Genomic DNA, 19,572 nt, shown 5'->3' with positions numbered 1-19,572 from the left:
CTCCTTTCCGTCGGCGCATCAAAATTCGCGCAGCGTGTCGCGCAGCATCGTGGTGGTGTACTCGGTACGGGTAAGTCCGCGCTTCTGTAGCTCGGGGATCAGGCCGTCGGTGATCTCGGTGACATAGCGGCGGTTGAGTCGCATCACCGGGCTGGTGAGCAAGAACCCGTCGCCTCCGACCTGCTCCATCACCTCGCCCATCTGGTCGGCGACTTCGGCGGGTGTACCCACGAATGGGATGCTCCCGGCCATAGCACTGCCGGTGACCATTTCGCGCAGCGTCTTGTCCTTGCCTCCGGCCACGAAGGCGGCCAGCGAACCCCGCTCGCCATTAGTCGTCAACTCCGGCAGCGGTTCGTCCAAATCGAACTGGGAGAAGTCGATCTCGGTGATCGCCGAGATCTCGGCCAGCATGTGCTCGACGTAGTGCGGATCGGTATAGAGCCTTTCGCGCTTGGCGACTGCTTCAGCGTGCGTATCGGCGACTATCGGCGAGACGACGTAGAGCACCTTGCAGTCTCCGGGATCGCGCCCGTTGGCCGTCATCCGGGCGTGAATGTCGTCGCGGTAGGCACGCATTCTGGTGACGTCGTCGGCCGGGCCGACGATGGTGTCGGCATACTGGGCGGCCAACTCCCTTCCCGGCGGCGAGGAACCGGCCTGGGCGATGACTGGACGGTATTGCGGTGAGGGCGCAGTGTTCAGCGGACCGCGGGACTTGTAGTACTTGCCCTCGAAGTCGATCGTGTGTACCTTCTCGTAATTCGCGTAGGTCCCCGTCTCGTGGTCGCGCACAATGGCATCGGGTTCCCACGATTCCCACAGCTTGGTGACCAGCTCGAGATACTCGCCTGCGCGGGCATAGCGCTCGTCGTGTTCGTAGAGCTTGTCCATGCCGAAGTTTTGCGCTGAACGGTCCTCCGCCGAGGTCACCACGTTCAGTCCGAACCGGCCCCGGGAGATGTGGTCGATCGTGCTGGCGACCCGGGCCAGCAGGAACGGCGGATAGAAGCTAGTCGACATCGTGGGGACGACGCCGATGTGGCGGGTGGCCGCAGCGATCAGCACGGCCAGCGGCACCGGATCGTGCTTCGGGACCAGCGCCTGCTTGAGTGCGTGCTCCATGGTGCCGCGAAATGCGTTGGGCACCATGAGCTTGTCCTCGATCAGGATGTAGTCGATCTTGGCGCGCTCGAAGTCGCGGGCAATCTCGACGTAGAAGTCACCGGTGAAGTCACGCCCACCATCACCCCAGGTGTCGTGCCATTCGTCTGCGACGAAGTTCAAGAACCACCCCAGGTGGAACATGTCGGTCATGCCTTCTCCTTTTGGCCTCATCGTTGCCTTGCACCACACAGATGGCGTCCACGTTGCCGTCGCAATGGCACCGAAATCGCGCTCTCTCGACCCCGCTACGTCGGCTCTCCGTCGTCGGCATCCGGTCGGGTCTGCGGCTCGTAACGCATTGTGCGGTAGTGTGATTCGCTTCTTTGGGGTGCCAACTCACCCCTGCTCGACCTCCCGTCAGGTCCGTTTGACGTCCTGCACCACGAGGACCTGCGGAAAGTAGGAGTTGACTTGGATCCCGGCGATGTCGGTGTGGGCGACCGTGCTGACGGGCGGCACGAGCATCGGTATCAGAATCCCGTCGTCGTAGATGACCTTGCTGAGTTGCCGATAGACGGCGTTCATCTCGGACATGGTCGGTTTCCGGACGGCTTCGTCCATCAGCCTGTCCACCTCCGGGTTGTTGTATTGGTAGTAGTTCAACGGTTTGGCGTCGCTGCGCAGCAAAATTCGAAATGTGGTGTCCAAGTGAAACGTGTCGCCGCCGATGTAGCACAGCATGAGGTCCGGCCGCTTGTTGGCGGGTTGGTTGGCCAAGTCGTACTGTTCGGCCGTGCCCATCGTCCGCAACGCCACGTCCAGACCGAGCGCGGCGAGTTGGCTCTGCACCAGCTCGGCCATCTGCTGACGCGCGGCTCCACCGTCGGAGATACAAGCGAAGTCGACCTTCTTGGACGGAAGGGTGGCCACCATCGCCTTGAGGGCCGCGGTGTCGACCGCCGTCGGAAACGGAGCCAGGGCCGGGGGCAGCGATCCCTCGGGCCACATGGACGGCTGCGCCTTGCCCAATCCGCCCCAGGCGGTATCAACGATGGCTGTGCGGTCCAGCGCGGTGAGCATCGCTTGGCGAAGTCTCTTGTCGGCGAAGATGCCCGAATTCGGGTTGAGCATCAGCCCGTCGGCGAGCCCGCCAGTCGAGTTGAGGACCGTGAACTGCGTATTCGACTGGTAGGCAAGGACGTCCGGGACCGATAGCCCCTTAGGCACCATGTCGAATGCGCCCGAGTCGAGCTGAAGTTTCTGGGTCGTGATGTCCGGGGTGATGTCGATTCGAATGGACTCGAATGGCGGCTTGCCTCCCCAATAATCGTCGAAGGCCGTAAAGGTGTAGTGGCTACCCGGGACGAATTCACTGATCGTGTAGGGACCGGTGCCCGCGTCGTGAGTCTTGAGCCATTCCTGGGCGTAGTCGTCACCCTGGGTGTTCGTCGCGACGGCGGTCGGGCTCACCGCGAACGGCTGCCACGGGCACGCCAGATAGTGCAGGAACGCATTGTTGGGCTCTTTGAGTGTGACGACGAAGGTCGTGGGGGTCGGCGCCTCGGTCTTCGCGACGCCGGCAACCATGTACGCCGTGCCCTGGTTGATCTTGCCGCGTCGCTCGAAGCTCTTGCCCCAGGACGCGGCGTCGGCGGCCGTTCCGTCGTGGTACTTCACCCCGGGCCGCAGCGTGAAGGTGTAGGTCAGCTGGTCCGGGGAGATCGTCCACGCCGTGGCCAGTCCCCCGACGAAGTCTGCCGACCCGGGCTTGTATTGCACGAGTCCCTCATAGACGGTGTGCATGACGAAGGAGCCCTCGGCCTCGTAGAAGATGTCGGGATCGGGGACCTGCATGTCGGCGATGAACGGGAGCCGCAGCGTCGCCGTCTGGTTTCCCGGATTGCTTCCTGCGCCACCACCGCCGCAGGCGGCGATCAGCCCAGCCAGGCTGAGGCCGCCGACCGTGAGACCACCGGCCTTGAGGAAGGCGCGTCGATCCCAACCGGTGGGGACGTTCTTCGAACGTGAGGTGTCGATCATGAATGTCTCCTGGGTGGGGCCGGCCGTCGTCGAGCGGGCGCGGCGACTCTCTGCAGTAGGTGACTCGAATTCAAGCGGCACCACATGACGCATCTGCTTCGTGTGAGTACCTCTGGCATTACGCCGACGTAACGGAGCTGAGGAATCGACTGGCCGGTTCACGGACCTGCCATCCGAGGCATCGCGGGCCACGAAAGTGGTTAGTGTGGGGTCACGTGATCCCAGGAGGCGAGCAAGCCACCGTCGACCAACATGGAGCTGCCGGTCATGCTCTTGGACTCGTCGGAGGCGAGGAAGAGTGCTGCGCTTGCAATGTCCTCGGGTGGGATCATGCCGGTGAGCGGGGCGAATGTACGGGTGAACGTGTCGGCTGCGTCCGCCGATCCCATCGCCGCCTCGAAGTAGGCCCGCGACATTTGTGTCTCGGTCGAACCGGGGCACACGATGTTGACCCGAATCCCGAGGTGAGCCGTCTCGGCGGCCGCGTTCTTCGTCAGCAGTAGCACCGCACCCTTGGAGGTGACGTAGGCCGATGAGGTTTGCTCGCCGGCGAAGCTGTTCACCGAGCCGATGTTGACGATCGAGCCGCCGGCCTTCATCACCGGAATGGCGAACTTCAGGCCCCAGAACGTCCCCTTCACGTTCGTGTCCATCGTCAGCTCCCAGTCCTCCTCGGTGGTGTCCACCAACAGCTTCTGCACGGCAATGCCAGCGTTGTTGACCAACACGTCGAGCGCTCCGTACTCATCGACCGCTCGGGTGATCAACGCCTGCACGTCCGTTGCCTTCTGCACGTCGCACCGCTGTGTGACGATGCGACCAGCACCCATGGCCGCCGTTTCGGCGAGATCATCGGCGTTTCGTGCCGCTGCGATCACCTGCGCGCCCTCCCGGGCGAATCGGACTGCGATGGCTTGGCCTATCCCCCGTGAGGCGCCCGTGACGATGGCAACCTTTCCCCGGAGTCGACCGACGGTGTCTTCGGGCATGCGCTTCGTCCTCATCTGTTCGTCAAGTGAAACCGCGCTCGGGGCGCGGTCAGCGGTGGCTGTTGCCAAAAGACGCATCGACCGAGTGTTCAGCCCTCAGGACGTTCCGTGCCGCGCGTGCCGTTGACAGAGTCCCTCGACCAGTCGCACGAGCATGGGTTCGCGAAGTGCCGCCACGATCAGATGCGAATTCAGTGTGGAGGCACGCGTGTTTCCGGGAGCCGTGCGGCCGTAAACACGCAATTGCGCGGCCCCCGCCGGGGGGGACTCTGGCGGCGTTCTCGCCACCGTGCCGAGCTGCCAGCTGGCTTAATACGATCGTCATCCTGGCTTACCGAATGGACATCGCTGCGGCTTCATACTGAAAACACGACTGAAGTCGCATTCACCAGCCCCGGACTCACGTCCTCGGCAACCGCAGACCAACTTCTCCACGGAGCCACGCACGCCATGACCGCACTGAACCACGTTCCCGCGACCACCCCCGTCGACGAGCTCGTCGCGCACCTGCGCCGCGACAACTACGTCATCGTCGATGACCTGGCGCCTCCTGCGCTCATGGACGCCATCGACGACGAAGTAGCGCCGTACATCGAGTCGACGCCCATGGGCTACAACTCGATCCTGGGCTCGAAGACCCGCCGTACCGGCGCGTTGGTGGCACGCTCCCCCAAGTGCCGCGAGCTCATCCAGCACCCCACGATCCTGGGCACGGTCGGTGAATTCCTTGGCCACGCCAGCGCATTTCAACTGATGTTGACCCAAATCATCTCCATCGAGCCCGGCGAAAAGGCCCAGGGCCTGCATCGCGACCAAGGCGCGTGGGACTACTTTCCCTTTCCCGCGGATTACCACGTGCAGTGCAACATGCTGTGGGCACTGTCGGATTACACCGCCGAAATGGGCGCGACCCGCGTCGTTCCCGGCAGCCACCTGCCCGGCTCCCGCACCCCCAAGGAATACACCGACGCCGAGTGCTTGCAGGCAGAGATGTCGCGCGGCTCGGTGTTGATCTACAGCGGCAAGATCGTGCACAGCGGCGGCGCCAACAAGACCACCGACAAGATCCGCCGCGCCATCAACATCAACTACGCGGTGGGCTGGGTGCGCCAGGAAGAGAACCAATATCTCTCCGTCCCACTGGAGATCGCCAAGACCCTCGACGATGACCTGCTCAAGTTGATGGGCTATCAGGAGGGCGCCTTCGCGATGGGTTACATCCGCGATTTCGAGGACCCGCTTCGGGCGGTCCGCGGCATCGACGCGGTGCCCTACGGGTTCGACTCCAACAGGGTGCGCGCCGAGGCCTCGACAGAGCATGCTGCGTTCCTTGCGGGCAGTCAGTAGGTACTACCACGCCCCAGATGCAAATAGCCGGACGGTGGCGCAATCCGGAATTCAGTAGCGCGCCAGACTCCGGCAATGGAGGGGCGATGAACTCGAACAACGAGCGAGCGGTCGCCGATGTCCTATTCCGTCCTCACCTCTAGGAGTGCGTCGTGTCCAGAAAAATGCATCTCGGCTGGTTCATGAACTACGCGCCGCCGCAGTGGACCAATCCGTTGGACCGGGTCAACCCCTCGTGGTCGAACGCAGACTTCCACATCGAGGTAGCCAAGATGTTGGAACAGGCGTGCTTCGACTACCTCATGATCGAGGACACCTTGATGGTGTCGGACGCCTTCGGCGGCTCCACGGCGGCGACGCTCAAGCACGCCTTGCAGGTGCCCAAGTTGGATGCCACCGTGCTGGCCGCGGCGATCGCCAAGGCAACCACGAAGCTCGGTGTGATCGCCACTGCGTCGATCTTGTCCTATCCACCATTCACGCTCGCGCGGATGATCGCCAGCCTGGATCACCTGTCGGACGGGCGTTTCGGGTGGAACATCGTGACCTCAGGCGAGGAACAGGCCGCGCACAATGTCGGCCTGGACACCCTTCCGCCGCGCCAGACCCGCTACGACATGGCCGACGAATACGTCGAAGTGGTGACGAAACTGCTGGCGTCCTGGGACGAGGGTGCCGTGGTGATGGATCGAGAAACGGGAACGTTCGTCGATCACACGAAGGTCCACGAGACGAACTTCGTGGGCAAGTTCTACAAGTCGCGGGGTCCCCTGAACGTGCCTCGCACACCGCAGGGGCGACCCGTGTACCTGCAGGCTGGCGGATCCCCCCGCGGCCGTCAATTCGCCGCGGAGACCGCGGACTCCATCGTCGCCGTTGCCGAGGGCATCGAGGGCATGGTCGCCTACCGTGACGACGTTCGTGCCCGCGCGCAATCTGCTGGCCGCAATCCAGATGACATCAAGGTGCTGTTCCTGCTCACTCCCGTCCTAGGTGACAGCGCCGAGGACGCGGAGAACAAACGATCCAAGATGGTGAATACCGACGCGTTCATCACCGGGCAGCTCGGAATGATCTCGACCGTCACGGACATCGACTTCTCGACATTCCCGCTGGACGAGGCGTTGCCGCCGCTGACCACCAACGGTGAGCAGGGGTCGTTGAACAAGTTCCTGCAGGAAGGCAGCGGTAAGACGCTACGCGAGCTGGCAACCTCCGCAACGGGATTCGCCAGTTGTCTGCCGTTGGTCGGGACCCCGGCTGTCGTGGCGGCACAGATGGCCGAAGCGATGGACGCAGTGGGTGGAGACGGCTTCTTGCTCACCACGCCCCTCCAACACCTCAGCCGCCGATACGTCACCGACATCACCGAAGGGCTGGTGCCTGCGCTGCGCGACCTCGGCGTGGTCAGGGATTCCTATGAGCACGACACCCTCCGAGAAAACCTGCGCGCCTTCTAGGACACGGCGAATCACGCTGCCGACCAGAGTTATTCGGCGGTATGCCCCGCCGCATTTCCTCGGCGGCGGTAGCAGAACGGCGGGTACCCCTCCTGCTGAGGCACCCGCCGGCGTGCAGAACGACTAGGTTCGCTTCAAATCCTGGAGCTGGAGGGTCATCGGGATGAAGGATTCGCTCACGAACCCGGTCACGTTCTTATGTGCAATCGTGGTGCTTGGCGGGACGCAGAGCGGGATCCAGATGGCATCGTCGACGACCAACTGGGTGCAGCGCCGATAGACCTCGTTTCGTAACGCTTCGTTCGGCTGCAGGATGGCCTCGTCCATCAGCCGGTCGAGCTCGGGATTCGAGTACTGGAAGAAGTTGACCGGCGCGGCGCCGGTGCGTGCCGCGATGCGGAACGTGGTGTCCAAATGGAAGGTATCACCGCCGAGCCACGCGATCATCATGTCCGGCCGCCGCTCGGGTGGCTGGTTGGTGAGGTCGAACTGTTCGGCCAGGGGCATCACCCGCAGGCTAACGTCGAATCCCGCGTCGGAGAGTTGACTCTGCAGGAGCTCGGCCATCTGCTGACGCGGCGCCCCACCGTCCACCGCGCAGGCGAGGTCGAGCTTCTTCGACGGGAGCGCCGCCACCATCGTCTTGAGCGCCTGCGGGTCGATCTTCGTGGGCATGGGGGCCAGCTCGGGGGGGAAGCATTTGTCCGGGAACATCCCTGGCTGCGCGGTGGTCATTCCGCCCCACGCCGTGGCCACGATCGACGTGCGGTCCACCCCGTTCAAAACCGCGGTGCGCAGCGCCTTGTCGGCGAAGATGCCCGCGCTCTGGTTCAGATAGATGGCATCGCCAATCCCTCCGGCCGTATTGGTGATGGTGAACTCCGGATTACCCTTGTATGCCAGGATGTCGGGCACTGGGAAGCCCTTCGTCGCCAGGTCGAGCCCGCCCCCGTCGAGCTGCAGCTTTTGGTTGGCGATGCTGGGCGTCACCTCGATGCGGACCGTCTGGAACGTGGGCTTGTCGCCCCAGTAGTCAGGGAACGCCTCCAGGGTGTAGTGACTACCCGTAACGAATTCCTTGATCGTGTAGGGCCCGGTGCCTGCGTCGTGGGTCGTCAACCACTGTTGCGCGTGATCATCGCCGATTGCGTTCGCAGACAGTGCCGTCGGGCTCACCGCAGCCGGCTTGAATGGGCACGCCAGGTAATGGATGAACGCGTTGTTGGGCTCGGTGAGGGTGACGACGAAGGTCGTCGGGTTCGGCGCCGCTGTCGATGCCACACCCTTCACCATGTAGCCAGGACCTCCCTCGACCACCTTGCGGCGCTCGAAGCTCTTCTGCCAAGCCTCGGCATCGACGGCCGTGCCATCGTGGAACTTCACGCCAGGTCGCAGTTGGAAGGTGTAGGTCAGGAAATCGGGTGAGATCGTCCACCCGGTGGCCAAGTTGGGGACGATCGTCGCCGTCCCGGGTTGGTACTTGGCCAAGCCCTCGTAGGTTGCATTCGTCAACTGAAGGCCCTCGGCCTCGTAGAAGATGTCCGGGTCGGGTACCTGCATGTCAGCCATGAACGGCATGCGCAACGTGAGCGTGCCGCTGTTCGACGGTCCGCTGCCGTCCCCCGCGCCGCACGCCGCGATGAGTGAGGCCAGACCGAGGCCGCCGACGGTGAGACCACCTGCCTTCAAGAAGCTGCGACGGTCCCAGCCATCGTGCCCTTGGGCCGCAGTCGTGAGTGGTTTGGTGTCCTTGGGCACGGTTGCCTCCTAGTTGGTAGTGAATCGAATCGTGGCGACGTTTCGCAGCACAGGTTCAGTCGGACTGAGTCAGAACACATTCCAAAGTGGCCCGAGGTACGGCCACACGACGTCACGACAATCCTTCGGTTGGCAGGATGCGGGCAGGTTCCGCTGTCCGCCGCGGGGGTGATTACGACATCAGTCTGGACTCGGGTTTGTTTCGTCCAAATCCCACGTTGTAAAAGCTGGTTTACGCCACGACGGATGGGTGTACGGGATGCCAAGGTTGGGACGACGATGGTGTCACAGGAGAAGCCGTGCGGGAAAGCCGGTGTGCACCCGTGCTATCGAACGTCGGGCGGCAGAGCGAAGGGGTGACAGTTCGTAACCCACGCCTCGGCCACCGTCCTCGACGGAACCGTTGCCGCCACTCACCATCGACGAACAACTTCGTGAAATCAGATACGGAGCACACATGGCTGTACAAGACCTTGGTCGGCTCGACGGCAAGGTAGCCATCGTCACCGGGGCGTCCCGGGGTATCGGTCAAGCTATCGCCGTGAAGTTTGCCGAGGAAGGGGCCCACGTCATCGCAGCGGCCCGCAACGCGGCAGACCTCGCCGATACCGTGGCCCAAGGCGACGGCCGGATCGTCGGTCAGCAGTGCGACGTGCAACATGCGGACGCCGTCAAGGCGCTGGTCGACCGGGCCACCAACGACTTCGGTGCGCTCGATGTCATGGTCAACAACGCAGGTGTGGCACTTCAGGACCTCCTCGTCGATACGACTGAGGCTGACTGGGACACCACGATGAACACCAATGTGAAGGGAACGTTTTGGGGTGTGAAGTTCGCGATTCCCGCGATGAAGGCCGGGGGCTCGATCATCAACCTCGGGTCGATCACCAGCTTCGCAGGGGAACAAACCTCCAGCGCTTACGTGACGTCCAAGGGCGCCGTGCTGATGCTGACCAAGAATGCCGCGGCCGAGACCGCTCGTCTAGGCATTCGCGTCAACATCATTTGTCCAGGCCCCGTCGACACCCCCATGGCGCGGGTGTACTTCGAAGCGACCACGGGATCAGCGGAGCGCACCGAGGAGATCACCCGGATGTACGCGCCCCTCACCGGATTGATCCCCACCGACGACATCGCCAGAGCAGCCCTGTTCCTCGCGACCGAGGAGTCCAGGAGCATGACGGGAAGCTCGTTGCTCATCGACGGTGGCTTGCTCGCATCCTGGGACCACATCGAGTCCTGATCCGACATTTCCAGTAGCGCAGAGGGATTCATGGCACATTCCTGCCGAGGTCACCTCGCCACCACGGTCGCCGACGAATGGACCACACCATGACGACTCTCGACGAGCACTTCATCCTGTCCAACGGTGTCCGGATACCCAAGATCGGCTTCGGTACCTGGCAAATCGGGGAAGGTGAAGACGGTGCCCGGGCGGTCTTGGCCGCACTGGACGCCGGCTACCGCCACATCGACACCGCACGCGGCTACGGCAACGAGGCCACCGTGGCCCGCGCCATCGTCGACAGCGGCATTCCACGTGACGAAATCTTCGTCACCACGAAGCTTCCCGCTGAATACAAGTCGGCCGCCGAGGCACACGCCAGCTTTCAACAGAGCATGGCAGCCCTCGAGATGGACTACGTCGACCTCTACCTCATTCATGCGCCATGGCCATGGCAGGACATGGGTGCCGACTGCACCGCGGGCAACGCCGAGGTTTGGGCCGCGCTGGAGGAGATCCATTCGGCCGGGTGGGCCCGCGCGATCGGCGTCTCCAACTTCGAGGTCGCCCACATCGAGTCGCTGCTGGAGTCCGCGACCCTCACGCCCCAGGTCAACCAGATCAAGTGCTTCGTGGGGACCACCCAGCGCGACCTCATTTCGTACTGCCAGAGCAAAGGCATTCTGGTCGAGGGTTTCTCGCCGTTGGCGACGGGCTCACTCCTGGACGACGCCGACGTACGCGTGATCGCTGATCGCTACGGCAAATCCGTTGCACAACTGTGCATCCGCTACGTCCTTCAGAGCGGTGTCCTTCCCCTGCCGAAGACCACGACCCCCGCACGCATGAGGGAGAACGCCGACGTCGACTTCGACATCATCGCTGCGGACATGGCCTTCCTCGATGGCCTGATCGACATCGCCACCGAGCACCACGGACCGATGTCCAGCTGATCGGCTCTAGGCAGCGATGACACCTGCCTGCTCCGCGTCGTCGCCGGCCGCGAGTTCGGGGTCGACGTCATCGACGATGATGACGTCGCAACGTCGCCAACTGGCCACCACCTCCGACCCGGGTTGCATGTTGAGTTGTTGCCCGGCCGACATTGCCTGACGTGGGACTTCCGCCACCAATCGAGTTCCGTCGACCAACCGCAGGTTGACCGCGAAGGCTGAGCCGGTGAACGCCACGTGTTCGATTGTGCCGCAGGCAGATTCGCAATCCGAGGACGCGATGGGCTCGTTGCCGGGTGCGATCGTCACCTGGTCGGGGGGCAGCACGGCGCTGAACCGCATTCCGGGCTCGGCCCACTGTGGGACCGCCCCGTGGACGAGCACTCCCCCGGTGTCGATGCTGACGTCACCACCCTGACGAACGGTCTTGCCGCGTAACACGGTGCCCACGTTGAGGAATTGGGCCACGTAGGCAGTCCGGGGTGCGCGGTAGAGCTGCACCGGGGTGTCGACCTGCACGATCTGTCCACGATCCATGACCGCGATGCGGTCGGCGATCGCACAGGCTTCGTCCTGGTCGTGCGTCACGTGGACGAACGTCGTACCGGTGGCCTGTTTGAGCCGCACCAATTCGTCCTGCATCTGCCGACGCAAGCGCAGATCGAGAGCCCCGAACGGTTCATCGAGCAGGAGGACGCCGGGCCGCTTCACCATGGCCCGTGCCAGGGCGGCCCGCTGTTGCTGGCCACCGGAGAGTTCCGCGATACGACGATCGGCCAGGTGCTCCATGCCGACGATGCCAAGCGCTTCCCGGGTCCGCGTCTGCCGTTCCTTGCGCCCGACCCTGTCCATCTTCAACCCGAACTCGACGTTGGCACCGACGCTCAGGTGCGGGAACAAGGCATAGCTCTGGAATACGGTGTTCGTCGGCCTGGCGTAGGGCGGCTTACGGGTGACGTCCTCACCACCCAATTCGACCCGTCCACTGGTCGGCTCCACGAACCCACCGATGATGCGCAGGGTGGTGGTCTTTCCGCATCCGCTCGGCCCCAGCAGGGCAAAGAGTTCACCCTGTTCGACGTCGAAGGACACACCACCGGCTGACCCCCCCAGCGCGTAACCAGCCTCGGCGCCATAGGTCTTGGTGAGGTCGATACACCGGAGTGTGCTCATGCTGCTCCCACTGGTTTGGACCGGATCTGGAGTCCCCGGCGGCCGACGGCGGTCAATACGCCGACGAGGATGAGGACGAACGAGGCCACCAAAATCAACGTTGACAGGGCGGTGAGTTCGGGTGAGAGCCCGAACCGCAATGAGCTGTAGATGAAGAGCGGTAACGTGGTGTCCGAACCGGTGATGAGGAACGTCATGATGAATTCGTCCATCGAGGTAGCGACGGAGATCATCGCGGCGGCAAGGATGCCTGGAGCCACCTGAGGCAGCACCACCCGCAGGAAGACGGCGACGGGTTTCGCGCCCAAATCCAGGGCCGCCAGTTCGAGATTTCGGTCGACGCCTTCGAGGCGGATCATCACCACCAGCGTCACGATCGGCAACGTGATGATGATGTGCCCCATCACGATCGTCCACAGACCGCGGTCGACGTCCAGTGCGTTGAGACCAATGATTAGTGCCAGGCCGAAGATGACCGGCGGTAGGAACAGCGGCGTCGAGATGGTGGCCATGCTTAAGTTGCGCCACGTCCCGATGGCACGGGACAGGTAAATCGCTGCGGCCGTGCCGAGTACGAGACTCACCCCGGTAGCGCTGAGCGCGACCTTCAGACTGATGATCAACGCGTCGTGCAAACTCGAGTCGGTGAACAGCGAGGTGAACCATTCGGTCGTGAAGCCCTGGAACGGTAGACCCACCGTCGTACTGTCGTTGAACGCGAACGACACCAGCACCACGATCGGCAAGTAGAGAAAGGCCATCATCGACCATGCGTACGCGGCGAGCGCCGGTGAGCGCCGCTTCACGTACGTCGCGGTGTACGCCCCCATCGGGGCCGACGCGCCAGCTGTGAGCCGCAGAATCGCGAGCAGAGCGAAGATCGCCACCAGCAGGAGCAGCGCGAGTGCAGATCCAAAGCCCCACTGCATCGAGTTGCCGAACTGGTTGGTCATCAGGTTGGCGTAGAACGTTCCCGCGGTGCCCCCGATCAATTGCGGTGTGACGTAGTCACCGAGCATCGAGACGAATGCCAGGATGAACCCACCGACGAGTCCGTTGCGGCACGACGGCAATGTGACATGGAGGAACCGGCGCCAGCGTGCCGCACCGAGATCTGACGCCGCCTCGTACAGCCCGGCATTGACCCGCTCCAGGGCAATGAACGCGGTCAGGAAGGTCAGCGGGAAGAGCAAGTAGGCGAAGGTGATCACCACCGCAGGTTTCCCCGGTTCGAAGAGTCCCACCGGACTGTCGACGATGCCCCACCGCATCAGTGCGGCGTTCAGCAGCCCACCATTGCCGAGCAGGTTCAGCCACGCCAGCACCCGGATCAGATAGCTGGTGAATAGTGGGATCGTGGCGACCACCACCCAGAGCAGACGCCTGCGTGGTGAGACCTTGGTCGCCACGAAGTAGGCCAGGGGGAAGGTGAGGGCGACGGTGATCGCCGAGGCCAGTGCGATGAATCCCATCGTGGCGGCCATGGACTGCCAGTAGGTGTCGGTGGTGAAGAACCGGACGTAGTTGTCCAAGGTAAAGGTGTCCGCGATCTGACCGGCCACTGTCGGTCGCAACGAATACAGCACCACGACCAGCAGGGGAACAACGAAGCCGAGGACCACCAGAGCCGTCGCGGGCAGCGGCAGGAAGGCAGTCGTCGACGGACGCCGACGCCAGCGACTTGCCCTGGCGGACAACGATGTCGAGGACTCTGGCCGACCCGGTGGATCCGAGTCGGGCAGGTTCTCGGCAAGGATTGCCGTGTCGGCGTCCATCTTCGCTGGTTATCCCATTACCTGGTCGTAGGCCGCGGCCCACGCGTCGGGGTGTTGGGGCTGAGCCTGGAACACCAACTGCTTGGCGAGATCAGGGCGATCTGAACCCAGCGACTTGGCGACGGTCGCGCCCTCGCCGCCGGCGGCGATCACCCGATCGGTCGACACCCTGCTGCACTGAGAGTAGAAGTTCGCACCCCACAGGTACTCCTGGTTGGCGACGTCACCGCCGAAGTAGTTGATGAACGTCAGGGCGTTGTCGCGGTTCTTCGCGTTCTTCACCAACTGCGGTCCGTCGATCCAACCGATGGACCCCTCGGTCGGCACCTCGGCCTTGACGACGACCTTGCCCTGCCCGAATTGACTGTTCGCCCGTTGAGCCATCCCCAGGCTGGAGGCAAAGCCGGCGTACGCGCCCTGGCTGGCCAGCGCCCGCGCGATCGCATCATCGCTGTTCTTGCTGATTTGAAAGGGCTTGAGCGATCCCAGCTTTGCGGCCGCGGCATCCAGCGTCGGCCCTTGCATGGCGTAGATGTCCTTGCGCGGCACCCCGTTGGCCAATCCGGCCAGGGCAATGAAGTCCTCGGCGCTGCCCTCGAGGATCGCCTTGTTCTTCGGGGCCTGCCACAGCGCATTCCAGCTCAACGGCATACTTGGCTGATAGGGCGCGTCGACGTTCCACGCCAGACTCAGCGCTGCCCACATGTTCGGATAGAGCAGCACCTTGCCTGGCGAGATGACGTACGGTAGCGACGGGTCCTCGGTGAACACGGGGAAGAGGTCCTTCGAGGCGGGGATCTGGGCAAGGTCCAGGACCTCGGTCAGATCGTTCTGATGGTAGGTGGGCGCCCACCCGCAGTTGCCGAAAACGATGTCGTATTGCGAGCCGCCGCCAGCCTTGATCTTGGCGAACATGTCCTGATCCGATTCCGCCGCCACGCCCTTCACCTTGATTCCGGTCGTCTTCTCGAACCCCGCCATGATCTCCTTGGCGACATACGATTCCCAGCTGAGCACGACGACTTCGCCCTTGCCGCCGGAGTCCGACCCGCACGCGGCGAGTGCACCACCCAGGACCGTGAGGCCCGCGGCGGCTCCCGCGGAGCCGGTGAGGAACCGCCGCCGCGACAACGCCCGGTTGCCAAGCGCTTTCGGGAATGACCCCGATGATGCCGCTGCAACGTTGTCCATGGGTTGGAGCCTTCCCGGAGGCGGTCTGACTGGTCGGTTGGCGCAAAATGCGAAGGATGGGCACTGCCGACCTGACGACAGACGGTGCTCCTCTGTCTCGAGGTGTCGGTGTCGCCGCCCAGTGGACGACACCGTGTCATATATACGACGTCAGTCTGAACTGAAGTTTGTTTCAGGAACCCGACGAACAGTAAACACCCCATTACGCGGCGCGCACGTCAACGGCTCCTCCCACTTTCGAGGTCGTCCCGGTGAATTAGGTTGCGGGTGCATCTTGGTTGCGGAGCGGTCAATCCATGCGCCAGCGTTGGGGTGTCGAGACGCCGGTTGTGGCGATTCAGCTTAATGCGATCGTCACGGTGCGTTACCGGGACGACATTCCGACAACTCCATACTGAAATACGACTGAAGTCGCGTCTATCACCATCACCCACCGGCCACGCCGGCCGCAGTCCACTATCACGGAGTCACGTTGCCATGACCGCACTGAACCACGTTCCCGCGACCACCCCCGTCGACGAGCTCGTCGCCCACCTACGTCGCGACAACTACGTCATCGTCGACGATCTCGCACCCACCTCCATGATGGACGCCATCGAGGAAGAGGTGGCCCCCTACATCACCTCCACACCTAACGGATACAACGAAATCCTGGGTAAGAAGACCCGCCGCACCGGCGCCCTGATCGCCCGCTCCCCCACCTGCCGCGAACTCATCCAAGACCCGACCATCCTCGGCACCGTCGGACAATTCCTCGGCCACGCCAGCGCATTCCAACTGATGCTCACCCAAATCATCTCCATTGAACCCGGCGAATCCGCCCAGGGACTACACCGCGACCAAGTGGCCTGGGACTTCTTCCCCTTCCCCGAGGACTACCACGTGCAGTGCAACATGCTGTGGGCACTGTCGGACTACACCGCCGAAATGGGCGCCACCCGCGTCGTTCCCGACAGCCACCTCCCCGGCGCCCGCGCCCCCAAGGAATACACCGACGCCGACGTCGTACAGGCCGAGATGTCCCGCGGCTCAGTCCTGATCTACAGCGGAAAACTCGTCCACAGCGGCGGCGCCAACCGAACGACCGACAAAGTCCGCCGCGCCATCAACATCAACTATTCCGTGGGTTGGGTCCGCCAAGAGGAGAACCAATACCTCTCGGTCCCCCTGGAAGTCGCCAAGACTCTCGACGACGACCTCCTCAAACTCATGGGTTACCAAGAAGGCGCCTTCTCCATGGGTTACATCCGCGACTTCGAAGACCCGCTCCGCGCTATCCGCGGTGACGACGTCGCCTACGGCTACGACCCCGACCGCGTGCGCGCCGACGCCTCCCCCGAATACGCCGCCTTCCTCGCCGGCAGCAAATAGGCGCCAGCTGGTCGGCACACGATCGGAGACCGACGCGACCGATGTCGAAGAATGCAGGTCTTCGTGTGGACGGGCCGCCTCCACACCGTCGGTTTCGCAGTCCTGATGGTGTCGACCAGCATCGTCGCCCTGGTAGACGTCACCAGAGACGAGATGGGGAGCGAGGCGCCAGAGGTATCCGCGGCCGGCGCCGTGCCGGTCTGACATCACTGGGACCTCAGCGTTACGTGCGCTGGGCGCCAGGCACGATGGCGCCGTACTTCTTGCTCATCGCCGCTTCGCCTTCCCTTTCGCGGTCGATCTGGTGGGCTGCAGTTGGTCCAGTTTGGAGTAATGCGTCAAATACTGAATGAGCACGATCCGAATTTCGCCAACGATTGACTGGTCACCCAAAACCTCGTCGGTGTAGGCGTATTGAAACAGGCGCTCGCAGATCTCGATGGCGACGACGGATTGGCTAAGCGTGAATTCGGCAAACGCCGGTGCGAACTGTCCCAACGCGGCCAGGAGCATCTGCGCCACGTCTTGCATCCACTCCCGGTCGGCCGCACGCACAGGCGGTGTGAGGTTCTGGCCTACCCACAGCTCGCGAATGAGTGGCTGCTCGAAGGAACTCCGGTAAAACTCGATGACGGTGTCAACCACACTGTGCCAGTGCGTGATCCGCCGGGTCGCCAGCATGTCGCCAAGTGTGGCCGCCGACTCTTGCATGCACTGATAGGCCAGCTCCTCCAGCACCTTCTCGGGTGTCTCGAAGAACGAGTAGAAGGACCCGCGACTCACCCCCGACTCCTGCAGAAGCAAGGTCGGCGAAGCGACGATGGCCCGATAACCCACCTCAACGAGGAGCCGCGAAGCCGTGTCCAGGATGCGTTGAGTCGTGGCCCTGGACCGAACTTGAAGTGGCCTCTTACGCAAGCCGCCCTGCGTCATGGTCGACGATTACGTACCGGGAGAGACCTCGATGACTTTTCCTGCACCATTCTCCCAACTACGTTCCACCGGCCTTGCGCGGTTGCCCCGGGCGGCTCCCGGCCCCGGCCATCCTAGTGTGTGCCTCTGTCGCCACGCGCCTGACTGGCCGCCCATTCCGCGCCCGTCGATTCTCGCCTCCAGCGGCGAGTCGCGCATAATGCGACTACAGTCAAGACTGACATCGCATCAACCCAGGTCAAGCCCCGCCCTGTAGTCATCCGCCAGCACACCACATACCTTGCCGTTGGTGGCCTTCCCGCGCCGGCAGACCCACAGCCCGAGGAATTGGATGACCACTTTCGGAGTCGTGCTCCCGCAGACCGCGCTGAGTTCCGACGTCCGCGAGCTGCGGCGCTATGCGTTGGCGGTGGAAGAGTTGGGCTTCACGCACGTGATGGCATATGACCACGTAGTGGGCGCAGACCCGACAGTCCACTCCACCCAGTACGGCTACGACGTGGACGCGACGTTCCACGAACCACTGGTCACCTTCGGATACCTTGCCGCGCTGACCGGTCTCGAGTTGTTCACCGGGGTAATCATTCTGCCGCAACGCCAGACCGCGCTGGTCGCCAAACAGGCCGCGCAGGTGGATCTGCTCAGCGGCGGACGTCTGCGGTTAGGCGTTGGCGTGGGCTGGAACAAGGTCGAATACAACGCACTCGGGGAGGAATTCTCTACGCGGGGAAAACGGATCGAGGAACAGGTCCTCCTGCTACGGCGGCTGTGGACGGAACGGGCGGTCACGTTCGACGGTGATTTCGACACGATCACTGCAGCAGGCCTTTCGCCATTGCCGATCCAACGACCCATCCCCATTTGGATAGGCGCGCAGGTGCCCGCCGGCTACCGCCGCGCCGGGCGCCTCGCCGATGGCTGGTTCCCCGAGTTCGGGCCGGGCCCCGAACTCGATGCGGCGCAGGAGATTATCGCTAGTGCCGCTGAAGCCGCCGGACGGGACCCGGCGACACTGGGCATGCTCGGCCGCGTCGATTGGTCTGCCGGCCTCGATGCGTCACTGCGCGCAGTGCAGGACTGGCGTGAGGCGGGCGCTACCCACATCGCCTTCAACACCATGGACGCCGGGCTACACGGCATCGACGAACATGTCGACGCGCTTGCCGTCCTCGCCGAGAAGTGCTCGCTTAGCTAGCCATCGCGACCGAACTCGCTGCACGCGACCGCTGGATCCGACGGGCAAGACGGGCATTCAGAATCATTCAACGCACATGGCACTCGGCGCCGGTCAGCCCGCCGTTATCAAGCAATCAGTTCGGCGTGTCGGCCCCATCCCGCAGACGAGCACACCCCCAGGCGGTATTGGCGTCCCGGCCTCGGGTCATCGCGACGTACAGCATGGATCGGGTGGTGTTCTCCCCGACGACGGCGTGGGTGGTGTCGGCGGTGACGCCTTGCGCCGAGTGCACCGTGGTCACGTAGCCCAGAGTGAGGTGCTCGCGGGCGTGGTCGGCGTCGAAGACCGCGCCAGCGCGGTCGGACAGTCGTTCGGCCGCAACCCGATTCGTGCCAGAATCGGCCATCGCCGATTACATAACGTACTGGCTGGAGCACTTCGCGGAGCCCAGCATCCGAAGGACCACCTACGCCACCTACGAAGGCGATGTACGGCTTCGCATCATCCCCGGGATTGGCAAGCGCAAGCTGAAATCGCTGCAGGCCGCGCACATCAGAGATGTGCTAACAGGTCTGCGCACAACGTGTCAGTGCTGCGAGGCATTTCTGTCGCGGACTGAAGCGCGCATGTTTTGTGCCGCACGCAGATATAACTGCCGCCGACCTCGCTGCACGCTACATCTCGAACCTGCCCGCGATCGCTGCTGCGGCGATGACACCCGGCCCTTACATCTACTCAGTTCAAACGGACCTCATCATCAGACTGCCGCTCTAGCAGCACCAGGCGACCGCCACACGGCGGAGCTTGACCCCGCCCGTCGTCGTCATCTTCGAGTGTTCGAATGTGGCGCCGTCGTTCGAACGAAGTTTGTCGTGACCACTGTCGTCAAGTCGACAGTCAGACGGGATCGCCACTCGGCCGTACGCGTGAACTACCTGCTCTAAAGGGTGGAGCTAAGGGGATTCGAACCCCTGACCCCCACACTGCCAGTGTGGTGCGCTACCAACTGCGCCATAGCCCCTCGTCGTGCTGGTCGACGGTACACCACGGAGCGCTCGGGGTTCAAAACAGCA

Annotated in this window: 17 protein-coding genes and 1 tRNA gene; 8 read left to right on the top strand and 10 right to left on the bottom strand. The window is 63.4% G+C overall.

Features of this window, described 5'->3' with window-relative positions; genetic code table 11:
- Positions 1–18: 18 nt before the first annotated feature.
- The 3 genes from H7K45_RS29915 to H7K45_RS29905 all read right to left on the bottom strand — a co-directional run bounded on the left by H7K45_RS29915 (position 19) and on the right by H7K45_RS29905 (position 4,136).
- Complete coding sequence (locus H7K45_RS29915) at positions 19–1,317, bottom strand: NtaA/DmoA family FMN-dependent monooxygenase (protein WP_263999828.1); 1,299 nt, start codon at positions 1,315–1,317, stop codon at positions 19–21.
- Between the two features lie 207 nt (positions 1,318–1,524).
- Positions 1,525–3,147 carry an ABC transporter substrate-binding protein gene (locus tag H7K45_RS29910; protein WP_263999827.1) on the bottom strand — a complete coding sequence of 541 codons (1,623 nt, stop codon included), beginning with the start codon at positions 3,145–3,147 and terminating at the stop codon, positions 1,525–1,527.
- 200 nt (positions 3,148–3,347) lie between these two features.
- On the bottom strand, positions 3,348–4,136 hold the full coding sequence (locus H7K45_RS29905; RefSeq protein WP_263999826.1) for an SDR family NAD(P)-dependent oxidoreductase: 789 nt from the start codon (positions 4,134–4,136) through the stop codon (positions 3,348–3,350).
- A 450-nt stretch (positions 4,137–4,586) separates the two neighbouring features.
- Here H7K45_RS29905 and H7K45_RS29900 point away from each other — a divergent pair, with 450 nt between their 5' ends.
- A complete protein-coding gene (locus tag H7K45_RS29900) occupies positions 4,587–5,483 on the top strand; it encodes a phytanoyl-CoA dioxygenase family protein (protein WP_263999825.1) in 897 nt (298 codons plus the stop codon).
- 152 nt (positions 5,484–5,635) lie between these two features.
- The gene (locus H7K45_RS29895) at positions 5,636–6,943 is read left to right on the top strand and encodes an NtaA/DmoA family FMN-dependent monooxygenase (protein ID WP_263999824.1); all 1,308 of its coding nucleotides are present in this window, start codon (positions 5,636–5,638) and stop codon (positions 6,941–6,943) included.
- A gap of 123 nt (positions 6,944–7,066) precedes the next feature.
- Here H7K45_RS29895 and H7K45_RS29890 read toward each other — a convergent pair whose 3' ends face one another.
- Entirely contained in the window at positions 7,067–8,701 is a 1,635-nt protein-coding gene (locus H7K45_RS29890) for an ABC transporter substrate-binding protein (protein WP_263999823.1), read from the bottom strand.
- Positions 8,702–9,158: 457 nt separating this feature from the next.
- On the opposite strand from H7K45_RS29890, the gene H7K45_RS29885 reads away from it, so the two are divergent.
- Positions 9,159–9,944, top strand: a complete 786-nt coding sequence (locus H7K45_RS29885) for an SDR family NAD(P)-dependent oxidoreductase (protein WP_263999822.1) — start codon at positions 9,159–9,161, stop codon at positions 9,942–9,944.
- Positions 9,945–10,033: 89 nt separating this feature from the next.
- On the top strand, positions 10,034–10,879 hold the full coding sequence (locus tag H7K45_RS29880; protein WP_263999821.1) for an aldo/keto reductase: 846 nt from the start codon (positions 10,034–10,036) through the stop codon (positions 10,877–10,879).
- 6 nt (positions 10,880–10,885) lie between these two features.
- On the opposite strand, the gene H7K45_RS29875 is transcribed toward H7K45_RS29880, so the two are convergent.
- Genes H7K45_RS29875 through H7K45_RS29865 form a run of 3 tightly spaced genes read right to left on the bottom strand, consistent with a single transcriptional unit; the run spans position 10,886 to position 15,018 of the window.
- Positions 10,886–12,052 carry an ABC transporter ATP-binding protein gene (locus H7K45_RS29875; protein ID WP_263999820.1) on the bottom strand — a complete coding sequence of 389 codons (1,167 nt, stop codon included), beginning with the start codon at positions 12,050–12,052 and terminating at the stop codon, positions 10,886–10,888.
- Positions 12,049–13,827: an ABC transporter permease subunit gene (locus H7K45_RS29870; RefSeq protein ID WP_263999819.1), complete on the bottom strand. Its 1,779-nt coding sequence runs from the start codon at positions 13,825–13,827 to the stop codon at positions 12,049–12,051. Before H7K45_RS29870 ends, H7K45_RS29875 begins: the two co-directional genes overlap by 4 nt.
- A gap of 9 nt (positions 13,828–13,836) precedes the next feature.
- Complete coding sequence (locus tag H7K45_RS29865) at positions 13,837–15,018, bottom strand: ABC transporter substrate-binding protein (RefSeq protein ID WP_263999818.1); 1,182 nt, start codon at positions 15,016–15,018, stop codon at positions 13,837–13,839.
- Positions 15,019–15,495: 477 nt separating this feature from the next.
- Between H7K45_RS29865 and H7K45_RS29860 the strand changes: the two genes are divergently transcribed.
- A complete protein-coding gene (locus H7K45_RS29860) occupies positions 15,496–16,389 on the top strand; it encodes a phytanoyl-CoA dioxygenase family protein (RefSeq protein ID WP_263999817.1) in 894 nt (297 codons plus the stop codon).
- Positions 16,390–16,440: 51 nt separating this feature from the next.
- Positions 16,441–16,593: a hypothetical protein gene (locus tag H7K45_RS29855; protein ID WP_263999816.1), complete on the top strand. Its 153-nt coding sequence runs from the start codon at positions 16,441–16,443 to the stop codon at positions 16,591–16,593.
- Between the two features lie 63 nt (positions 16,594–16,656).
- Here the strand turns inward: H7K45_RS29855 and H7K45_RS29850 are convergent, their stop codons facing one another.
- Positions 16,657–17,322 carry a TetR/AcrR family transcriptional regulator gene (locus tag H7K45_RS29850; protein WP_263999815.1) on the bottom strand — a complete coding sequence of 222 codons (666 nt, stop codon included), beginning with the start codon at positions 17,320–17,322 and terminating at the stop codon, positions 16,657–16,659.
- Between the two features lie 331 nt (positions 17,323–17,653).
- On the opposite strand from H7K45_RS29850, the gene H7K45_RS29845 reads away from it, so the two are divergent.
- Complete coding sequence (locus H7K45_RS29845; RefSeq protein ID WP_263999814.1) at positions 17,654–18,517, top strand: LLM class F420-dependent oxidoreductase; 864 nt, start codon at positions 17,654–17,656, stop codon at positions 18,515–18,517.
- Between the two features lie 115 nt (positions 18,518–18,632).
- Here H7K45_RS29845 and H7K45_RS29840 read toward each other — a convergent pair whose 3' ends face one another.
- Positions 18,633–18,905: a C-terminal helicase domain-containing protein gene (locus H7K45_RS29840; protein WP_263999813.1), complete on the bottom strand. Its 273-nt coding sequence runs from the start codon at positions 18,903–18,905 to the stop codon at positions 18,633–18,635.
- Between H7K45_RS29840 and H7K45_RS31765 the strand changes: the two genes are divergently transcribed.
- Entirely contained in the window at positions 18,811–19,443 is a 633-nt protein-coding gene (locus H7K45_RS31765; RefSeq protein WP_372512693.1) for an N-terminal phage integrase SAM-like domain-containing protein, read from the top strand. The genes H7K45_RS29840 and H7K45_RS31765 overlap by 95 nt on opposite strands.
- A 4-nt stretch (positions 19,444–19,447) precedes the next feature.
- Here H7K45_RS31765 and H7K45_RS29835 read toward each other — a convergent pair.
- Positions 19,448–19,520, bottom strand: a tRNA-Ala gene (locus H7K45_RS29835).
- Positions 19,521–19,572: the final 52 nt, after the last annotated feature.

This window comes from Mycobacterium yunnanensis (genome assembly GCF_025823185.1).
Taxonomy (GTDB): domain Bacteria; phylum Actinomycetota; class Actinomycetes; order Mycobacteriales; family Mycobacteriaceae; genus Mycobacterium; species Mycobacterium yunnanensis.
This window is presented reverse-complemented; position numbering and strand designations above follow the sequence as displayed.